The organism is Spirochaetota bacterium (assembly GCA_026415295.1).
Classification (GTDB): Bacteria; Spirochaetota; JAAYUW01; order JAAYUW01; family JAOAHJ01; genus JAOAHJ01.
In genome coordinates this window covers 1-18,670 of the sequence record JAOAHJ010000021.1, presented here as the reverse complement: position 1 = coordinate 18,670, position 18,670 = coordinate 1, and the positions used below count along the sequence as shown (strand labels likewise).

Annotated in this window: 15 protein-coding genes and 1 pseudogene; 2 read left to right on the top strand and 14 right to left on the bottom strand. The window is 23.2% G+C overall.

Features of this window, described 5'->3' with window-relative positions; genetic code table 11:
- Positions 1–30: 30 nt before the first annotated feature.
- Positions 31–2,055 (top strand): TRAP transporter permease, encoded by a 2,025-nt coding sequence (locus N3A58_04830; GenBank protein ID MCX8058716.1) that lies wholly within the window; start codon positions 31–33, stop codon positions 2,053–2,055.
- A 3-nt stretch (positions 2,056–2,058) separates the two neighbouring features.
- Here N3A58_04830 and N3A58_04825 read toward each other — a convergent pair whose 3' ends face one another.
- From N3A58_04825 to N3A58_04800, 6 genes are all read right to left on the bottom strand, one after another.
- Positions 2,059–3,540: an endonuclease Q family protein gene (locus N3A58_04825; GenBank protein ID MCX8058715.1), complete on the bottom strand. Its 1,482-nt coding sequence runs from the start codon at positions 3,538–3,540 to the stop codon at positions 2,059–2,061.
- Positions 3,541–3,636: 96 nt separating this feature from the next.
- The gene (locus N3A58_04820; GenBank protein MCX8058714.1) at positions 3,637–4,446 is read right to left on the bottom strand and encodes a TSUP family transporter; all 810 of its coding nucleotides are present in this window, start codon (positions 4,444–4,446) and stop codon (positions 3,637–3,639) included.
- A 105-nt stretch (positions 4,447–4,551) separates the two neighbouring features.
- On the bottom strand, positions 4,552–5,607 hold the full coding sequence (locus tag N3A58_04815) for a hypothetical protein (GenBank protein MCX8058713.1): 1,056 nt from the start codon (positions 5,605–5,607) through the stop codon (positions 4,552–4,554).
- A 110-nt stretch (positions 5,608–5,717) separates the two neighbouring features.
- Positions 5,718–6,407, bottom strand: a complete 690-nt coding sequence (locus N3A58_04810; GenBank protein MCX8058712.1) for a DnaJ domain-containing protein — start codon at positions 6,405–6,407, stop codon at positions 5,718–5,720.
- Between the two features lie 39 nt (positions 6,408–6,446).
- A complete protein-coding gene (locus N3A58_04805) occupies positions 6,447–7,577 on the bottom strand; it encodes a DNA photolyase (protein MCX8058711.1) in 1,131 nt (376 codons plus the stop codon).
- Positions 7,578–7,581: 4 nt separating this feature from the next.
- Complete coding sequence (locus tag N3A58_04800; GenBank protein MCX8058710.1) at positions 7,582–8,811, bottom strand: hypothetical protein; 1,230 nt, start codon at positions 8,809–8,811, stop codon at positions 7,582–7,584.
- 200 nt (positions 8,812–9,011) lie between these two features.
- Here N3A58_04800 and N3A58_04795 point away from each other — a divergent pair, with 200 nt between their 5' ends.
- Positions 9,012–9,956 (top strand): RNA polymerase sigma factor RpoD/SigA, encoded by a 945-nt coding sequence (locus N3A58_04795; GenBank protein MCX8058709.1) that lies wholly within the window; start codon positions 9,012–9,014, stop codon positions 9,954–9,956.
- 36 nt (positions 9,957–9,992) lie between these two features.
- Here N3A58_04795 and N3A58_04790 read toward each other — a convergent pair whose 3' ends face one another.
- From N3A58_04790 to N3A58_04755, 8 genes and pseudogenes are all read right to left on the bottom strand, one after another.
- On the bottom strand, positions 9,993–10,865 hold the full coding sequence (locus tag N3A58_04790; GenBank protein MCX8058708.1) for a YicC family protein: 873 nt from the start codon (positions 10,863–10,865) through the stop codon (positions 9,993–9,995).
- A gap of 17 nt (positions 10,866–10,882) precedes the next feature.
- Entirely contained in the window at positions 10,883–12,373 is a 1,491-nt protein-coding gene (locus tag N3A58_04785) for a 1-acyl-sn-glycerol-3-phosphate acyltransferase (protein ID MCX8058707.1), read from the bottom strand.
- Between the two features lie 4 nt (positions 12,374–12,377).
- Entirely contained in the window at positions 12,378–14,528 is a 2,151-nt protein-coding gene (locus tag N3A58_04780; protein ID MCX8058706.1) for an alpha-glucosidase, read from the bottom strand.
- A gap of 103 nt (positions 14,529–14,631) precedes the next feature.
- Positions 14,632–15,954 carry a fucose isomerase gene (locus tag N3A58_04775; protein MCX8058705.1) on the bottom strand — a complete coding sequence of 441 codons (1,323 nt, stop codon included), beginning with the start codon at positions 15,952–15,954 and terminating at the stop codon, positions 14,632–14,634.
- A gap of 177 nt (positions 15,955–16,131) precedes the next feature.
- On the bottom strand, positions 16,132–17,592 hold the full coding sequence (locus N3A58_04770; GenBank protein MCX8058704.1) for an MFS transporter: 1,461 nt from the start codon (positions 17,590–17,592) through the stop codon (positions 16,132–16,134).
- Positions 17,593–17,828: 236 nt separating this feature from the next.
- Positions 17,829–17,975 (bottom strand): annotated as a pseudogene (locus N3A58_04765) (SBBP repeat-containing protein).
- A 15-nt stretch (positions 17,976–17,990) separates the two neighbouring features.
- Positions 17,991–18,113 carry a hypothetical protein gene (locus N3A58_04760; GenBank protein ID MCX8058703.1) on the bottom strand — a complete coding sequence of 41 codons (123 nt, stop codon included), beginning with the start codon at positions 18,111–18,113 and terminating at the stop codon, positions 17,991–17,993.
- Positions 18,114–18,405: 292 nt separating this feature from the next.
- A partial coding sequence (locus N3A58_04755; GenBank protein MCX8058702.1) for a hypothetical protein occupies positions 18,406–18,670 on the bottom strand: 265 nt, incomplete at its 5' end.

The window sequence follows — 18,670 nt, the reverse complement described above, 5'->3', positions numbered from 1 at the left end:
TTTATTATAAATTGCAGGGTAGGTGGGAGAATGGGAGATTTAAATAGTTTAAATAATGAAGAAATTCAAAGAGTTCTTGAAAAAGTTGATAGAGAATCTGTACATAGAAATTTGGCTGGATTACAAGGGAAAATAATATTTATTATATGCATTCTTTTAAGCTTATTTCAAATATTAAATATTTTTAATGTTTTTAGAATAGATGCCCACCAGACTAGAGCTGTCCATCTTGCGTTTATATTACTTTTGGTTTATTTGCTTTACCCATTTTCTAAAAAATCAAGAAGAGATAGAATTTCCACAAGTGATATAATATTAGCAGTTTTAGCTTTTTTTTGTATGTTTTATATTGTAATTTTTTATAAAGATCTTGTAATGAGAGCTGGTATAACATATACTAGTGATTTGATAATTGGAGGGATTGCTATACTACTTGTTTTAGAAGCTGCTAGAAGAATTATTGGTTTACCAATGGTTATAATTGCAGTAATTTTTATCCTCTATGCTTTTTTTGGTGAATCGATGCCAAATCTTATTGCTCATAGAAATGTTACAGTTAAGCAACTTGTTAATCACCTATTTTTTACAACTGAAGGGATTTTTGGTATTCCTGTTGGAGTTTCTTCAACATTTCTATTTATGTTTTTACTTTTTGCTGCTTTCATTGAAAAAACAGGGGTAGGAAAACTATTTATTGATCTTGGAAATGCTCTTGCAGGATGGGCAGCTGGAGGACCTGCAAAAGTTGCAGTAGTTACAAGTGCTTTTGAAGGGATGGTAGAAGGATCAAGTGTCTCTAATGTAGTTGGTTCTGGAAGTTTTACTATTCCTATGATGAAAAAGCTTGGTTATAAACCTGAGTTTGCTGGAGCTGTTGAAGCAACTGCTTCAACTGGTGGACAGATTATGCCACCAATAATGGGAGCAGCAGCTTTCTTAATGGCTGAATTTCTTGGAATTAAATATACACAAGTTGTTAAAGCTGCTATAATTCCAGCATGTTTGTATTTTATTGGTGTATTTGCTGGAGTTCATTTTGAGGCTAAAAAACTTGGTTTAAAGGGACTTCCTAGAAATGAATTACCAAAATTTAAAGATATAATGATACAGGAAGGGCATTTATTTTTACCTTTAATAGCTATCATCTATCTTCTTGTAGTAGGATATTCATTACAATTAGTTGCTTTAGGATCTATTATTATTGCTATTGTTGCTTCAATGCTTCGAAAGTCAACTAGAATAACAATTAAAGATTTCTTTGAAGCACTTGAAAAAGGTGCAAGATCAGCATTAGGGGTAGCTACTGCTTGTGCAACTGCTGGTATAATAGTTGGTGTTGTTACTAAAACTGGAATAGGGTTAAAATTAGCAAGTGCTCTAATAGTTGTTGCCAATAATGTTGCTTTAAATGTTGGAAATTTTTTTAAAAATGTTTATATCAATTTAAATATAACAAATCCTGAAATTTTGGCTGAGTCACTAATAAAGTCTTTACAATTAGTTTTAACACTAGTTATGGCAATGCTAACTTCTATTATTTTGGGAATGGGTGTTCCAACAACAGCAAATTATATAATTACTTCGACTATTGCTGCACCAGCACTACTTATGCTTTCTATAAAACCTATTGCTGCTCACCTTTTTGTTTTCTATTTTGGTATTGTTGCAGATATTACCCCACCAGTAGCTTTAGCTGCTTATGCTGGATCTGCTATAGCGAAAGCGAATCCTTTAAAAACCGGTATTAATGCTACAAGACTTGCAATTGGGGCTTTTATTGTTCCTTATATGTTTGTATTATCTCCCCAACTTTTATTACTTAGTGGTAATTTTCTTCAAACACTAGTAGCTATTTTTACAGCTATTTTAGGAATGATATCTATTAGTTCTGCTTTGAGTGGTTTTTTTATAAAAAAATTAAAAAGAATTGAATCTATTGTTCTTTTTATAACTGGTTTATTTCTTATTTATCCATCAATATTTACAGATATTATAGGGTCATGCATAGTAGTTATAATAGCGCTTATACAAAAGTTTTTTATGAAAGAAAAATAAAATTTAATTTATTATTGACCCATATTTCCCATCAAAACCTTCATTTATTTTTAATTTTTTATTATTCATTAAATCTATTAATTTTACAAATTCTAAAAAAAATATTTGAAGTTCATTATGAGTTAATATATTATATTCTAAATTAAATTTTAATATTTTTTCAATATTTTCTAACAATAAATTTTCTACATCTTGTTTTTCATAGAATGTAAGTAAATCTAACTCTCTTTCAATATTGGAGATAAAAAAGTTGTAAAAAAATAAAATCTTTTTCTTAGAGATAAAATTCTTAAGTGTTAATTCGAAAATTTCTAACAGTGGAATAATATTTTTATAAAATCTTTTATTTTTTCTTTCTTCTGGATTGTTTCTATCTTTTATTTCAAATATTCTATGAAGGACACCTTTCGTTATAGATTTTTTACAAAAAGGACATTTATTCTCTATAATTTTTGCATCAATAGGTGAGCAAAAAAAGTTACAATTTCTGTGCCCATCGAAATAGTATTTCCCTAGTTGTGGAAAAAGATTAATTGTACCAAAAAGATTTATGTTATTTCTGAAAAATATATTTTTATTTGATTTTATTTCTTCATAAAATTCATTTGAATTATTTTCTAAGGCAAAAATCATATCTTTAAAATTAATATTTTCAAAAGGTTTATTTAAATAAAATATTGTAGCGTTTCTTCCTATTGAAGAAGTGTTATGTGCATCTGAATTTGATACTAAATTAAAATTATCTAAAAATGAGCAAAGCCAATGCATAGGTGGATCAGTAGAAAGTCCAGTTTCAATTGCTTTAATATATTTTAAGTGTTCTCCAAAAGCATCTAACATAGAATCAAAACCTGATTTAGAACCCAAAGTAGAAAACCAAGGTGTCCATATATGTGCAGGAATAATAATAACATAAGGATCTATATCTAATAAGATATCAAAAAATATATTTGGTGATATTTTTAGAGTTGGTCTTCCATCTGAATTTAAATTATAATTTTTATTATTAAGAAAATTGATTAATTTTTCGACATTCTTAAATGATGAAAAGATAAGAAGAATATGATTTTTTTTTGTTTTGTCCTTATCTTTGTATATGAAGGATATTTCTGTAGTAAGCATTAAGAATAAAGGTTTGTAGTTTTTTTTAGCAATAAATTCTTTTAATAAATGCTTATTTTCGAAGGTATCTATTGATCTTAAAATATTTCTTAATTTTTTATCATCAGGGAAATATATTCCGCAATCATTTATTAATGAGTCTTTATCAATGTGGTCTATAAATTCATTTCTCCATTTATGATGAAGTATATCTCCTGTGCCTATAATAGAAATACCTTTATAAATTGTTGATTTTATGATATTTTCAAAAGTATTTTCTTTTGATGTAGCAAGTGAATATTTAGAATGTATATGAAAATCAGCAAATAAAATATTTTGTTTGTATTTACTTAAGTTTATATAATTTTTAAAATTTGTATCCATAAAAAATTAATTAAAAAATAATTTTAAAAATTAAATAATTTAAGAAAATCAATTATTGTTAAAAATATTTTTATTAGAGGTTTACATGTCAAAATATTATTTAAAGGTATCTATAATTATTTTAGTAAATAAGAGTAATAAAACAAATAAATATATAGGTTTTATAATTTTGCTTCCTCTTTTAATAGCAAAAGAAGCCCCTAGAAAATTTCCAATAATGCCAGCAATTGCACATATTATACCTATTTTAATATAAACAACACCTTTAATAAGAAAAACGATAAGAGCAGCAACATTTGATGAAAGGTTAACTATTTTTGCTGTTCCTGAAGAATGTACTAAATCAATTTTAAGTATATGATTATAAACAAGAATAATAAAAGTTCCGGTAGCAGGGCCAAAAAAGCCATCATAAACTCCAATTAAAAAACAAAGTAGAGAAGCTTTTATATAAAAGTTAATATTTTCTTTAAATATTGGTTCTTCAACTAAACCTGTAAGCTGGGTATCTCTTTTAATTATACTTAAAAGAGTAATAATTGGTAAAAGTATAATTAAAAGGTATTTTATAAATATAGTTGGTATAAGCAGTACAAGCCTTGAACCTATTAAAGATCCAATAAATGCAAAAAATACAGATATTAATCCAGTTTTGTATAGAATCTTTTTTTCATATGCAAATTTAAAAGTAGCAAATAGTGTCCCGGAAGTTGATGAAAATTTGTTTGTACCAAGTATAAAGTGTCCTGGTATTCCAAAAGCAATATATGCTGGCATAGAAATAAGACCACCTCCACCTGCAATTGAATCAATGAAACCAGCGAAAAAGATAGAAATAGTAAGTAGAATTATATTATGATTGTTGTTTAATATTTCTATAAAATTTATTTTTAAAAAATCTATCATATTTTTTACCATTAATTATATTTAATTTATTTTTATTTATCTTTATGTCATTTTATCAATTTTGTTTTTTATATTTTTAAATATATTGTATTTTTTAAATATAATTTATAAATTATTTAAATAATTAACTATTTCTTTTTCTAAAATTTCTGGAGTAGACGAAGAGGATATTATCATAATTTTCTTAATTTTATTATTTTTAACTTCAGTCATAAAATTATTATTTAAAAATATACTTAAAAAATCATTAAAACTTTCTATAAAGATCGTTTTATCTTTAATATTATTTTTTTCATTGTTTTTTATAAAATTATAAAGTTTGATAGAATTTGAAGATGTTTTATCCCCAATAATAATTATTAAATCAACTTTTCCAAGATAGTTTTGAGCTTCTTTTTCTCTATTATAAGTTATTTCACAGATTGTGTTAAAATAGGTAAATTCAATATTTTTATCTTTAATAAAATTTAGAATTTCATTTTTAGCAAAATTAAATATATCATAGTTATAAGTAGTTTGAGAGATTAAAAGAATTTTATTAATATTTTGGCTTTTGATTTTTTCAAAGATATTTTTTATTTCTTCTTTACTTTCAATAATAAAATAATTTTTTGAAAAACTTTTGAGGGATATAACTTCTGGATGATTTTTTTTCCCCGATATAATGGTGGTAAAATTTTTTTTATTATACTCTTTAATTAGATTTTGTATCTTTTTTATTTTAAAACAGGTTAAATCTATATATTTTGAAAAATATTTTTGAATAAAATATTCAAATTGTTGAGGAATTCCATGTGTTCGAATAATTGGTATGTATTTATAATCTAAATTATACTTTTCTAATATCTTATTAAAAAATATTTTTAAGTTTTCTTCGTATAATAATATATTTTCATCTTGAAGAAAATTTAAATCATCTTCATCAATTACGGTTAATCCTTTGTTTTTAAGTATTTCTATATAATATTTATTATGGATAATAGGTCCTAGGAGGAAATAATTTTCGTGAAAATTATTTCCTTTATTACATTTTTTGTTAGAAGTATTAGAATAATTTTTATTATTATTTAGATTTAATCTATTAATTAATTCAAATAATAACTTTTCAGCTTTTTTAACTCCAGGACAGAACCCGGAAAATTTTGGAATTATTATTTTCATTTAAGGAACAATTTTCTTTTATTAATTTTTAATAAGTGTTAATCTTTTTATTTAATATATTATTTATTTTAATTTATTTTCAATTATTAATTTTGATTTTTTAGTTTTAATTATGAGCTTCCACAACAAAACTGCAAACAGCATAGTAAACTAAGACAGTTGCAGCACATATCATCTGCCATCTCTCTTGATCTATAGCTTCTTGAATATGTATGATCAAAAGCAAAAGGGTCAGATTTAGCAGCTTTTAGTAGTTTGTCTCTAAAGTCATTATACTCTGGATTATTAGGATCTTTTTTAAGAGCTTCTAATATATATGTGTCAGCATTGTAATAGAGTCCTCTAAAAGCAAGTATTACAGCTTTTAAAAAATACCATTCTGCATCATTTGATGGGTTACCATCTAGAATAGCTTCTGCTTGTATATATTTCCCACTATTAATTAATTGTCTAACTTCCTGATATATAGAGTAATTAGAATAACTAGAATAACTAGAATAACTATTAGAATATGATGAGTTACTCTCATAACTTGAATTGCTATATGTATTATTGTTATAATATGAACTTGAAGAATTATAGCTTGATGAGTAGTCATAAGATGAAGAAGTTTTACCTTTTATTATTGTTTCATAAGCTTCTTGAATCTCTTTAAACTTTTCCTCTGCAAGATCAGATAAAGGATTATCTTTATGTTTATCGGGGTGATATTTTTTAACAAGTTCTTTATATTTAGCTTTTATCTCATCAATAGTAGCAGTTTTGGGTACACCAAGAATTTCATATGGATCTCTTGCCATTTTATGAAGTCCTTTTAAATTAAATACTTTAGAATATCTTTACTTCTCTATATTAAAAATATTTTTTAAGTTGTCAATATCTTTAGGTTTATTTCTAAAAATTTCATTCCATAATTTTTTTGATTCCATACAAAGATAAATAGGAACTTTTAAATTATTTTTGAAAAAATCATAAAAGAAAGAGTAAATTTCTTTTCTAATATAATAGAAATACCTTATTTTATTATCAAAACCACTTATAGATTCATTAAAAGTTATTTTTTCATCAGGATAGTTTATTCTTAATATATCTTTCATTTCTGGATGATACCTGAAAGTTCCAAGTGATATCCACACGATTGTTTTTTCATCTAAATTTTCCTTAATCAAATTAAGAATCTTTTTATAATCTTCTTTGTAATTTTCATAATAAAATATAGGATCAAAATGAAAAGATACACTATATCCATATTTAGAAAGCTTTGAAGCTTCGAGAATTCTATCATAAATAGTATTAGTTAATGGTTCATTTTCTTCTTTTACTGATTCACTATTTAATGAAAAACCAACTACAATGTTTTTTGATGGTTCTATTTTATATAAATTATCTGTAAAAATAGTTTTAGTTTTAAATTCAAAAAGAGTCTCTTTATGTGATTTAAAAAAGTTAACAAAATCAATAGAATATTCAGTTATTGGATCAAAAATGAGAGAATCTGAAAGTTCACCTGTACCAATTCTTTTTATTTTAATTCTTTTAATTGTTTCATTATACTGATTAAAAATATCTTCAATATTGATATATATTGTATTTATAGGATTTTTTATATAAAATTGCAAAAAACAATATTTACATTTTAGAGGGCAATTTACATAAAGATTAATTATAAAATAGTTGCAACATAAATAATTTTTAGTACCGGGGCATTTTTTGATACTTTTACCTTTATTCTTAGTTAAAATTAAAATATTTTCTTTTGTATTTTCATAGGTTGAATTTTTATAAAATTCTTGAATTTCTTTCTCTTTTAAGTAAACAATTTTAATTTTCTTATTTATATTAAATTTTTGATTTAAATTGTTTATCTTATTATTAATACTATTTAGTCTTTCTTCATAATTTTCTAATAGATTTTTGTTAATAATAACAGTATCTGGTATTATTAAATCTATTGTTTCTTTCGTATACATTTATTTATATTTTCTCCCAGATATTTTTAAAATTTTTTATTAATTTTTCTACTTCTTTACTGAATTTAATAATATCTTCCACTTTTTTAAATTTGTATTTTATTTCAAACTCTTTTTCCTCAAAATATGGGGAAAAGTTAAATTGAATCTTTTTTAAGCTTATAGAATTTAAATATTCCCTAAGTTCAACTTCATTTTTTTTATAAAATGGGTTTTTAATTAAATTTAAAAAATCAAAAAATTCCTTCTGTTTTTGATTTAATGGTTTTTTTTCATATAAAATTATTTCATAATATAATTTTATAAATTCTATAATTTCAAAATTATTTGATAATTTATTAGATAAATTTTTAAATTTATCAACTTTATTTAATATTTCAAGTAAAACAGTTTTGTAATCTTTATTGTTTCTATATTGATTTAATATTTCATAAGTGAAATTTATTAGGGACATAAAATAGTTTTTATTAAGACATAAATTTTTGGAAATTTCAAAAATGAGTTTAAGGTTGTTAAATATGAGTTTATCCTTTAATATTAAAAAAAGCTTTTTTAACTCTTTTTCTTTAATTTTTAAATTTACAAAATAGATTAAGTTCTCTTTTAAATACAAAATAGTATCTAAAAGATCTTTATAAGATTTTTTTAATAAATCAATATGATTATTTTTATTATCAAAGTTATCGTTATTTTTACAACTAAGCTCATTAAAGAGATAATCTATTAATAGATTATTATTTTTAATATTTGATAGGTTATATAAAATATTATCAATTTGAGTTTTATATTCAAATAAGAGTGTACTTTTATAGAAAATTATATAATTTTTAAATGATTCAAATGTTGAAAATAAAATAAATATGACATATAAAAAAAAACTAAAATTTTCTCTAAAAGTAATAAAAAATATTTTTTTAAAAAATTCTTTCAATTTTTCATCAAAAATTTCTTCAGAGTCATATTCTAAAGTAATACTATAAAAATATTTATTCTTGTAATTTTCTTTTGAAAATAATTTTAAAAAAAGATCAAAATTATAAAAAAAAGGAAAATAAGAATTTTTAATTTTAATAGCAAAAAAAAGAGGTTTTATACAAAGCTCATCAAAAGAATTTGCAAGCAAGTTTATTTCAACATTATCAAAGAAATTTTTGTTTTTTGTTAAAAATTCATTAATTAAAAAATTTTTGTAGGTTTTTTCTACCTGATCTATATTAATATAATTTATTTCCATAACTAAATATACAAAAATTAAATTTTTAATAAATAAAAAAATAGATTTCTATATGTGTAATATATATACATATAAAAAAATTATACATTTTATTAAAACTCAAATTTATTGTAATTACTTTAATACAAAGAAAAATTAGTTGGCATATTAATTGCAAATAATAAAATGCTATTTTTGTATTTTATTTTGTAGGGGGAAGAATGATAGTAGCAGAAGTTAAAAGGATGAAAGATAAAGGAGTTCTAGAAAAAATAAAGAAAGCAGATGTAAATTTTCCTTTAAATAAGAAAATTAAATTAAATAGTGATAAAGTTGATAATAAAGATTATCTTTTTAAGAGCTACTATAAAGATGTAAATAGATATCCATTGTTAGAAAGGGATGAAGAAGAAAGGCTTGCTAGATTAGCAAAAGAAGGTGATTTAAAAGCAAAGGAAAAACTTATAAATTCAAATTTGAGATTTGTTGTTTCTATAGCAAAAAAATATCAAAATAAAGGTCTTTCTATGATGGATTTAATAGCAGAAGGAAATGTTGGTCTACTTAATGCTATTGAGAAATTTGACCCAGATAGAGGTTATCATTTTATTTCTTATGCTGTTTGGTGGATAAGACAAGCTATTTTAAAAGCTATTTCTGAAAAGACAAGAATGGTTAGACTTCCATTAAATAAAACAAATGAACTTATTCATATTGAAAGATATTTAAATAAAAATGAAGATTTAGGCATTAATCCAAATATTGATAAAATTTCAGAAGATCTATCTATCTCTAAAGATAGTTTGGAAACAATTTTAACTTTTTCCAAAGAGTTTATTTCTCTTGAAGAAAAGATTTCAGATAATTCAGACTCTTCACTTTTTTATGAATTTATTCCTGATAATTCTATATCTCCTGAAGAAGAATCAGAAAATCTTCATGTAAAAGAAACTATTAATAATATATTAAATACACTTACAGAAAGAGAAAGAGAAGTAATTATGTATAGATTTGGTCTTTATGGAGGTGAACCTCTCTCATTGCAGGAGATAGGAAATAAATTTAATTTAACAAAAGAGAGAATAAGACAGATAGAAAAAAAGGCTTTGAGAAAATTAAAACATCCTACAAGAATAAAAAAGTTGAAGCAAGCTTTAGCTGCTTAAAATATAAAATATGACTCAAAACTACGGTTTATATTTTTAAGATATGTTTCGTGTTTGTTCTCTAATCTTTTCTATTTGATTTTTTATTTCTATAGCATTGTAAATTATTTCGGTTGTTATTGATTTAGAACATATAGTATTAGCTTCTCTAAGTATTTCTTGACATATAAAATCAATTTTTTTACCTATATCATACTTTTCGGAGTTTATCAAATCTTTTAAGTATATTAAATGTGAGTCTAATCTTGTTATTTCTTCTGTTATATCTATTTTATTCTGTTGAATACCAGCTTCCTGAAGTATCCTATCTTCGTCAATCTTTTGTTCATCTATTAATTTTTTAATTTTTTCTTTTAATTTGTTTAATATTAAACTGTTCTCTTCTAAACTTCTTTGTTTTATAATATTTAAATTTTCATATATACTCTTTATGTAATTGTTTATTTCTTTTTTTAGGAATTCACCTTCATTTTTCATGTTTTCTTTAAGCTCTTTAAGACAATTCTCAAATGAACTAAATATAAAATTTTCAAGTTCTTGTGGAAAATTTTGAGGGATAATTTTAATAATTCCTTCAAAGGGAAGAATATTTGAGATATAGATTCTTTTAGATATTTTAAGTTTTTTTATTAAACTTTTAAAAGATTTAGTTAAGCTATAAGCAAGCTGTTCATTTATTATTATTTGATAATCTCCTATAAATTTATCAAGATAGATATTTATATAAAATGTTCCTCTACTGAAATTTTCTTTTAAAATTTTTATAAGATTTATTTCAAATTTTGAAAAATTTGAAGGAAAATTAAAATTATATTCTAGGAATCTATGATTTAAACATTTAATTTCAAAAGTTATGTTTAAACTATTATGGTTAAAAGTTTTATAAATATACCCTGTCATACTAAGCATAATTCAATCCTCTATATTTAAAAGTTAAATATATTTTCTATATTTAATTTAGTTATTTTATTTTTTATTTTATAGTTTAAAATTTTTTCAATTGTTTCTTTTATTATAATCATATTATTATTTAATTCTATGTTACTTAAATTTTGATAAAGCGGATTAGTATTTGTTAATTTTTTAAAAATAAGATCTAATATTTCTATATTTTCCATTATAATTTTTTTTATTAATAAAAAGTACAATAACCATTTATATACTGAAATTCTTTTATTTTTGAAAAAAATCCTATAAAGATTATTTTCATGATAAAATTCAAGAATTTCTTTGTCTTGAACATTTATTCCTTCAAGTTCAAATAATGGAAAGTTAGAAGTTTTATTTTCAAGATCTTTTATTGTAAAATTAAAAAAACTTATATTTAAAAAACCTTTTGTTAAAAATTTTGCTTTTTTTAATCTATAACCTCTTTCAACAAAGGCTAACTCTTTTTCTATAAATAAAAAATTGTTTATGGATTTGAAATTTTCTAAGTTAAAATTATCTAAAATATTTAGAAGTTTATTTTTTAAATATGAGTAAAGATAATTAATCTGCCATTTGTTCCATTTATTAACAGTGTTAAAGTCTGTAATTTTAAAATTTTTTAATTCCTTGTTATTGTCATTTTTATCAAATTTTTTTTTATAATAATCTATTGAATTATTTTCTTTGAATAGATCAATTATTCCTGTTTCATTATAAACAAATTTTACTCCACAATTTTTACAAAAAAAATGGTTTTTTGAAGAAAATATAGACACAAAAGAGTTACAGTTTGGACATATAAAAAGAACCCTTTCAATATATTGAGCTAAATTTTTCCCTTTGTATTTAAAATTATTTTTAAAAATAAAATCATCCTCATTGTATTTGAACCATTCCTCAACTAACTGGTTTATTTTTTCTTCATTAAGATTTTGCAAATCGGAAGATTTTACTATAAAATCATATTCAATGATAACTTTACCATACCTTTTTTTTTGAGCCCATCTTGGTAAAGAAAGATAACCTCCTTTAATTTTTGCACCTATTAAATCAATACCGAGTTTTTTTACAAGTTTTCCTATATTTGGATTTATCTTAAAAGTAGAACCATCCCATGTTCTATTTGTTTCAGGAAATATACCAACAGATTTATTTTCTTTTATGACTTTAAAAATGAGTTTTATGGTTTCAATATCTGGAATAAATTTTGATTTTGGGATTGAACCAAAAAGATTCATAAAAAAATTGAAAATAGGATTTCTAAAAATATTGTCTGATGTAACAAAATGGATTTCTTGTTCTAGATAAATACAGATAAAAAAAGGATCCCAAAATCCACAATGGTTTGCAAGTAAAATAAAAGGTCTATTAAACTTTTTAACATTTTCTTTATCAATAAAATTTATATTGTAATATTTTTTGAGAAAAAACCCGAAAGTTAATCTTAAAATCTTAATTAGAAATTTTGGATAGTGCAATTTTCTCATATTGTTAAAATAAATTTTTTATTTCAGAAAAAAGATTAGAAAAAGTTGAATCCTTCCTATAAAATACAGCAGGTATACCAATTGGGGAGTTAATAACATGAAAACCTTTTTTATATTCAACACCAGTAAAAAGATGAATAAAATTATTTTCAGGTATATAAACTTTTATTTTTCTCCTTCCTTTTTTAATGATAGGATAAATAAGAAGATCTTTTCCTATAAGGTAGCAATAATCATATTTATAAATGTTTTTATCTTCGGGATAATATATAGATAGATGTCTGTAAAATGGTAAATTTTCTTTATAATATTCATTATATACATGAATATAATATTCTTTTAATCTGCTATAAATATGTGAGAATTTTGAAAAATGTTTTAATGTTTCTTCATCATAGTCAAATTGTACATTTACATCAGGTCTATTTCCCTCATGAGTTCTCATTATAATAGAAAAAGCACCTAATTCCGTCCATCTCAAAAATAGCTCCTTATCTCTTTTTTTCCAAGCAACAGTTGTATAACCACCTATATCTGAATGATTTGCAGCAATTGAAGAAAAAGAGGAAGAAAGGTAAGAAATAATAACAGATGGTAAACCATCATCTTTTGACCAGTCTACAAGTTGATCTCCCCCCCATAAACACATAGATATTTTTGAAGTACCCAAAAATCCACTTCTTGAAAAAATAAAGATTTCGTTTTCTTTTTTTGATTCTTTAATAGCATCTATATTTATTTTAGCCCATATAACAGGGTAGATATTATGAAAATCTCTTAAATAGTTATTTTCATAAGCAATATTTTGTTCATAAGTATCTTTATCATTACTTATATTGCTATCATTTATTTTAAAATTAGTATCTATAAGGTTTTTATAAAAATCATTAAATAGGTACTTCCTAAAATTATTGATAAAATATTTATCTTTTAGCATACAGTCAATAGGGGTATGTTCTCCAAAATCAGCCATCCAACCTGAAAGCCCAATATCTAGCATATTTTCTTTAATTATTGATTTTATCCATTCTATTGTCTCTGGGTTTGTTAAGTCAAGAATTGCTGCTGGGAAAGTAGTTATCTTGACATGATAAGGTTCCCCTTTTTCGTTTTTAAGAAGTAAATTTTTTTGTTTTGCAATTTGGTATAATTTTCCATCTGTGCATAAAAAAGGATTAATATAACCTAAGAATTTTATTCCTTCTTTATTTAAAAGTTTAATAAATTCAGGTAGATTAGGATATAAGTTATTATCATAAATCCAATCCCAGAAAAGTTGTTTACCAAAGCTTGTAATTCTTTTACCTTCCCAATCTTGGCACCAAACAGCACTTATTTTTATATTGTGTTTTTTTGCTTTTTCCAATTTTTTCAGAACAATTTCTTTTCCTCCTTGAATTCCTAAAATAGCACCATTAAAAACCCAATCAGGTATTTTTTCCTGTTTACCAACAAGTGAAGTTTTTAATTTTAAACATGATATAAGAGAATTTGAAGCTCCTATAATTATCCAATCTGGTATTGTATAGAATTTCATAATGGTAAGGTTTTTTTTAAAATTAAAAATTGAGTAGTCGTAAGAATTTGCTATTAAAAAGTATGATTTATTAGAAATGAATGAAGGTTCAGCATAATAAGTTGTGAAATAATTACCTCCAGCTTTATATAATAGATTTACAAGAAATGTAAAAAGATTTTTTCCTCTTCCTATTCCTTGCTCTTGACAAAATATTGGGACCTTTTTACCTTTTAAGTTCAAAAATGAAAATTGTTCACCAACCCCAAATATTTTTTCATCTTTATAAGCATTTAATAAAATATTTATTCCATTATATTTTTTATCAATTACATTAAAGTATATTTTTACAATTGAATCATTTTGATTTAAATAATTTTCTTTTATTTTTTCAAAAAATATTTCTATTTTATTTTCAAAGTTAATTTTTATTAATCTTTCATTTTTATCTAATATTTCATAATTTTTTAATTTAATAGATTCATATAATTTTTCTTTAAAAAAGAAGGACCCTCTTGATGAAGTAATACTTAGTTTTGAACAAAAAAGTTCAATATTTACTTTGCCTTTTTTGAAATGAAAAATTATTTTATCTTTAAGATAGATTTTAATTGAATTTTTATCTTCATTGTAAAACATAAAGTTCTCCTGGTAAAATTAGTTCTTTATAGATTATTTTAATTAAAGATTTAAATTTATAAATTAAGCTATAAATTAATAAAAAAAATAAAATAAAACTAAATTAAATACCTTCTATTATTTTTAATTTTTTTATTTTAGCAAATATTCTAAATGCATCATTATAGTTACCATAAGAAACAGAAATATGATGAGCTATACCATTTGAAATAATTTTATCAAGAACATTTTTAATATGGGTTTTGAAAACAACTTTACCATAAGTACCAGTCAAAGCTTTATCCATAGGTATGATTTTCCCTTCAGACAAAAATACTCTATAATCTCCATTTACAGAATCAAGTCTTAAAAGTGATATTTCTCCTTCTTTCATTACAAATCCAGCAGTAACTCCTTTTCCTCCAGCAAAATAAGTATCTAATGTAATATCACATTTTCCATCCCATAAATTACATGGGGCAACTCCACAATGCCATAAAAGTCCAAAATTTTCTTTTAAATTGATTTGTGAAAAGTCAGCAAGGTAAGGATAATCAGATCCTGCGTATTTCTGAGCAATCATTGAGATAGATCCATCTAAATCCCCTTCACATGTTAAAATTATTCCTTCTGACTGAAGTATTGACATTGAGGCACAAGGAGAAATACTAAAAGAAGCAGCAAATTCAGGCCAACATCTTATAGCTAAAGATGATAGATTATTATCAACAAAAAATTTTTTTAATTTTGCAGAAAGAATTACAACTTTATTAATCTGTTCTTCTGATAAAGCTTTTGTATTGAAAATTTTTTTTACTTTTTGATTAAAATAGTCAAAATCTTCTTTATCAAAATTGTAATTAAATATCTCTGAAAGTTCAAAATGGTCTATTAAAATTCCAAAATTTTTATAAATAGAAGTATCATCTACATCAACATTAAAGAATCCATGAGCTCTATAGCCTGCAATTCCAACTTTTGAGTTATTAAGTCCATGTATTATATTAATTGCTTTAAGCCAGTTAATATCTATCTCATCTCCTATTGAGTAATGAAAGTTGTCAATTCCACTTTTATAAAAATTTGAGCAATTTAAATTTACTCCACAAACAGAATTTAGCCTTATTTTTCCTCCATCATAAGGTAGTTCATCCCATCCCCAGAAGTATACTGGCTTATTTAAATGTTTATAAATAAATAAAGGAAGATGACCAAGATGAAAAGTCCCAGATATAAATATAAAAGCATCGATATTACTACTTATAAAATAGTTAACTACATCAGATAAATCTTCAACTTCAAAAACTGGTTTTTCATATATAACCCAATCTACTAAATTTATACTCCTTAAATATCTTTTTTTTTCTTCAAATATTTGAGAAGCTGTGTTATAATCAAAAGTTTTTCTTAATCCACAAACTACACCTATTTTTGATTTTTTATTCATATTTGATCCTTACTTAATTAAAAAATTATATATAAAAAGTAAATTAAAATTAAAATAAAATAAAATTAAAAAATTAAAATAAAGTAAAAGAAAATAAAAAAGAAAATAAATAAATTAAATTACTTAAAGAAATTAAATAAAAAATAAAATAAATTCAAATTAAAAAAACTAAATTTTTTATATGTTAAGGTTTTCTTTATTAAAAAGTTTTTCAAAAGAAAAACCTGTTAATGTTTCACAAATTTTTTTGTTTTCTTCAGATGTATTTTCTTTTTTATCTCCTTTTTTTAATCTTTCTATTTCATTTTTTATTACTTCAAAAGTTTTTGGTGTAACTTTAAACTTTAATCCTATTAAGAATCCAATAAACAAAAGAATAAATGGAAATAGAAAAAAACCAGCTTTAATTCCATTTAAAGTTTCATTTGAAAGAGTTTTTGCATTTGCATCATATTTAATAAGTTGCAAATATAATCCTATTAAAGCTAAAGCAATAGCTTGAACTGTTTTTCTTATTAGAGTCATAGCTCCTGAGTATAAACCTGCTCTATTTTTTGTTGTAATAAGAGTATCGATTTCGACAACAGAAGGTAAAATAGCATAAGGAACAAAAACTCCTGCTGATAAGCCAGCACCAATTATAAAACAAACAATTAAAACAATAAAATTTGTAGATGTAGGTGTTAAGAAGAATGAAATAATAAGTCCTAATGCCCACAACGGTAATCCAATTCTAAATGCTACACCTTTTCCAAATTTATTGCTTATAAATACATAAAGTGGTAAAAAAAGAATTTGTGTTATCAATATTGTTCCCATACATGGGACATAAAGAGATGGTTTATTTAAATATTTTTGTAAGTAATATATGAATAAAGCCATTATAAAATCCATAGCAACATATGCTGCAATGTACATTCCTATATGAATTCTGAAAGATTTGTTCTTGAAAACTGAAAGTATACCTTTAAAAAATTCAGATACTTTTTGAGTTTCTTGATCTTTATATCTATTTTCATCTTCAAAAGTTCCTAAAAAAACGAATAACCAAGGAACAGAAAAGAATATACCAAAAATTATGGCCATTGTTAAAAAGCCAGAAGCTCCACCACCTGTTTTGTTTATTATTATTTTTGGCAAAGTTCCACATATTAAAGATGAAAATTGAGAAAAAAACATTCTAAAACCGGTAAGTTTAGTTCTTTCTTTATATTCTCCAGTCATATCTGCATTTAAAGCTGAGTAAGGAATCATAACAAGAGTAAAAGCAGTTGAAAAAAACATATAAGCAAAAGCATAATAAAGAAAATTAATGATATTATTATTAAAGTCAACTTTAAGCCAGATTAAAATAAAAGTGATAAAAACAGGTATTATTCCTGTTATAAAATAGATTCTTCTTCTTCCAAATTTGGTCCTTGTATTATCAGATATATAACCCATTATTGGATCTGTTACAGCATCCCAAAATTTTCCGAAAAAGATAACAAGACCAGCTAAAACTGGAGGTAATTTAGCAATATCAGTTAAAAAAAACAAAAAAAGTGTGTTTATAATTAAAAATGAACCACCACCATAAATATCGCCAATACCATAAGCAAAATAGTTTACACCTTTAAGCTTTTTCTTTTCAGTCATAAAAAAGCTCCCGAAATTTATTTTTTCTCTATTAATAATTATAGATATAAAAATTAAAATGTAAATAAATTTATTATAAAGTATTAAAAAAAATGAATTGATGTAAATAATTAAATCAATTCAAATTAAAAAAAATAAGTGGATTTTTTCCCACTTATCTTTTATATTTTTGTTAATAGAAATAATAAAAAAATATAAATAAAATATAAAATTATGATAATAAGTTAAATAAACTATTATGGAGAAACTTTGTTTGTAACAAATAAATCTTTGGTTCCAGTTATAGTTTGATTATCAAGATTACCAGTTGTATATCCACAAACATAGATATTATTTGATGAGTCTATTGCTATTCCACGTGCTTCTGTATTAGCTCCATTTGCTCCTAGTAGTCTTTTTCATTTAGTAATTGAAGATTGAGGAGTATTGTTGTTATTAGTATTGTAGAGAGAAGGTGGATGACAATTTATTATTAAAAATAAAGAAAAGAAAAGTAACAAAAAAAATACTATTTTTTTCATAAATAATTCCTTTTAATATTTTAATATTAATTAAAATTATAATATATTTTAATTTATTATATAATTATATATCAAAAAAAAAATAAATTCAATAAAAAATAGTTTGAAAAATATTTTGATAAAAATAAATATAGATAAAAATTATGATAAATTAAATATTAATGTAAAATAAATTATTATTAAATAAATAACAAAGATTATATAATAAAATAAAATATCAAAAAAGATTGTTAAATAGAATAGAAATAATAAAAAAATATAAAATTATGATAATAAGTTAAATAAACTACTATTATGGTGAAAGTCTGTTTGTAATAAATAAATCATTATCGCCAGTTTTGGGTTGCCCATCAAGATTACCACTTGTAAAACCACCTAAAGAAATAATTCCAGAGGTGCTGATTGCTATAGATCTACCTGTAGATTCACTCCCAAAAACTCCCATTAATTTAGTCCATTGCTTAATGCCTGAAGAATTATATTTAACTAAGAATATATCTTGAATTCCAGTTTTAGAAATATTATCAATATTTCCTTTTGTCCAACCTGTTATGTAG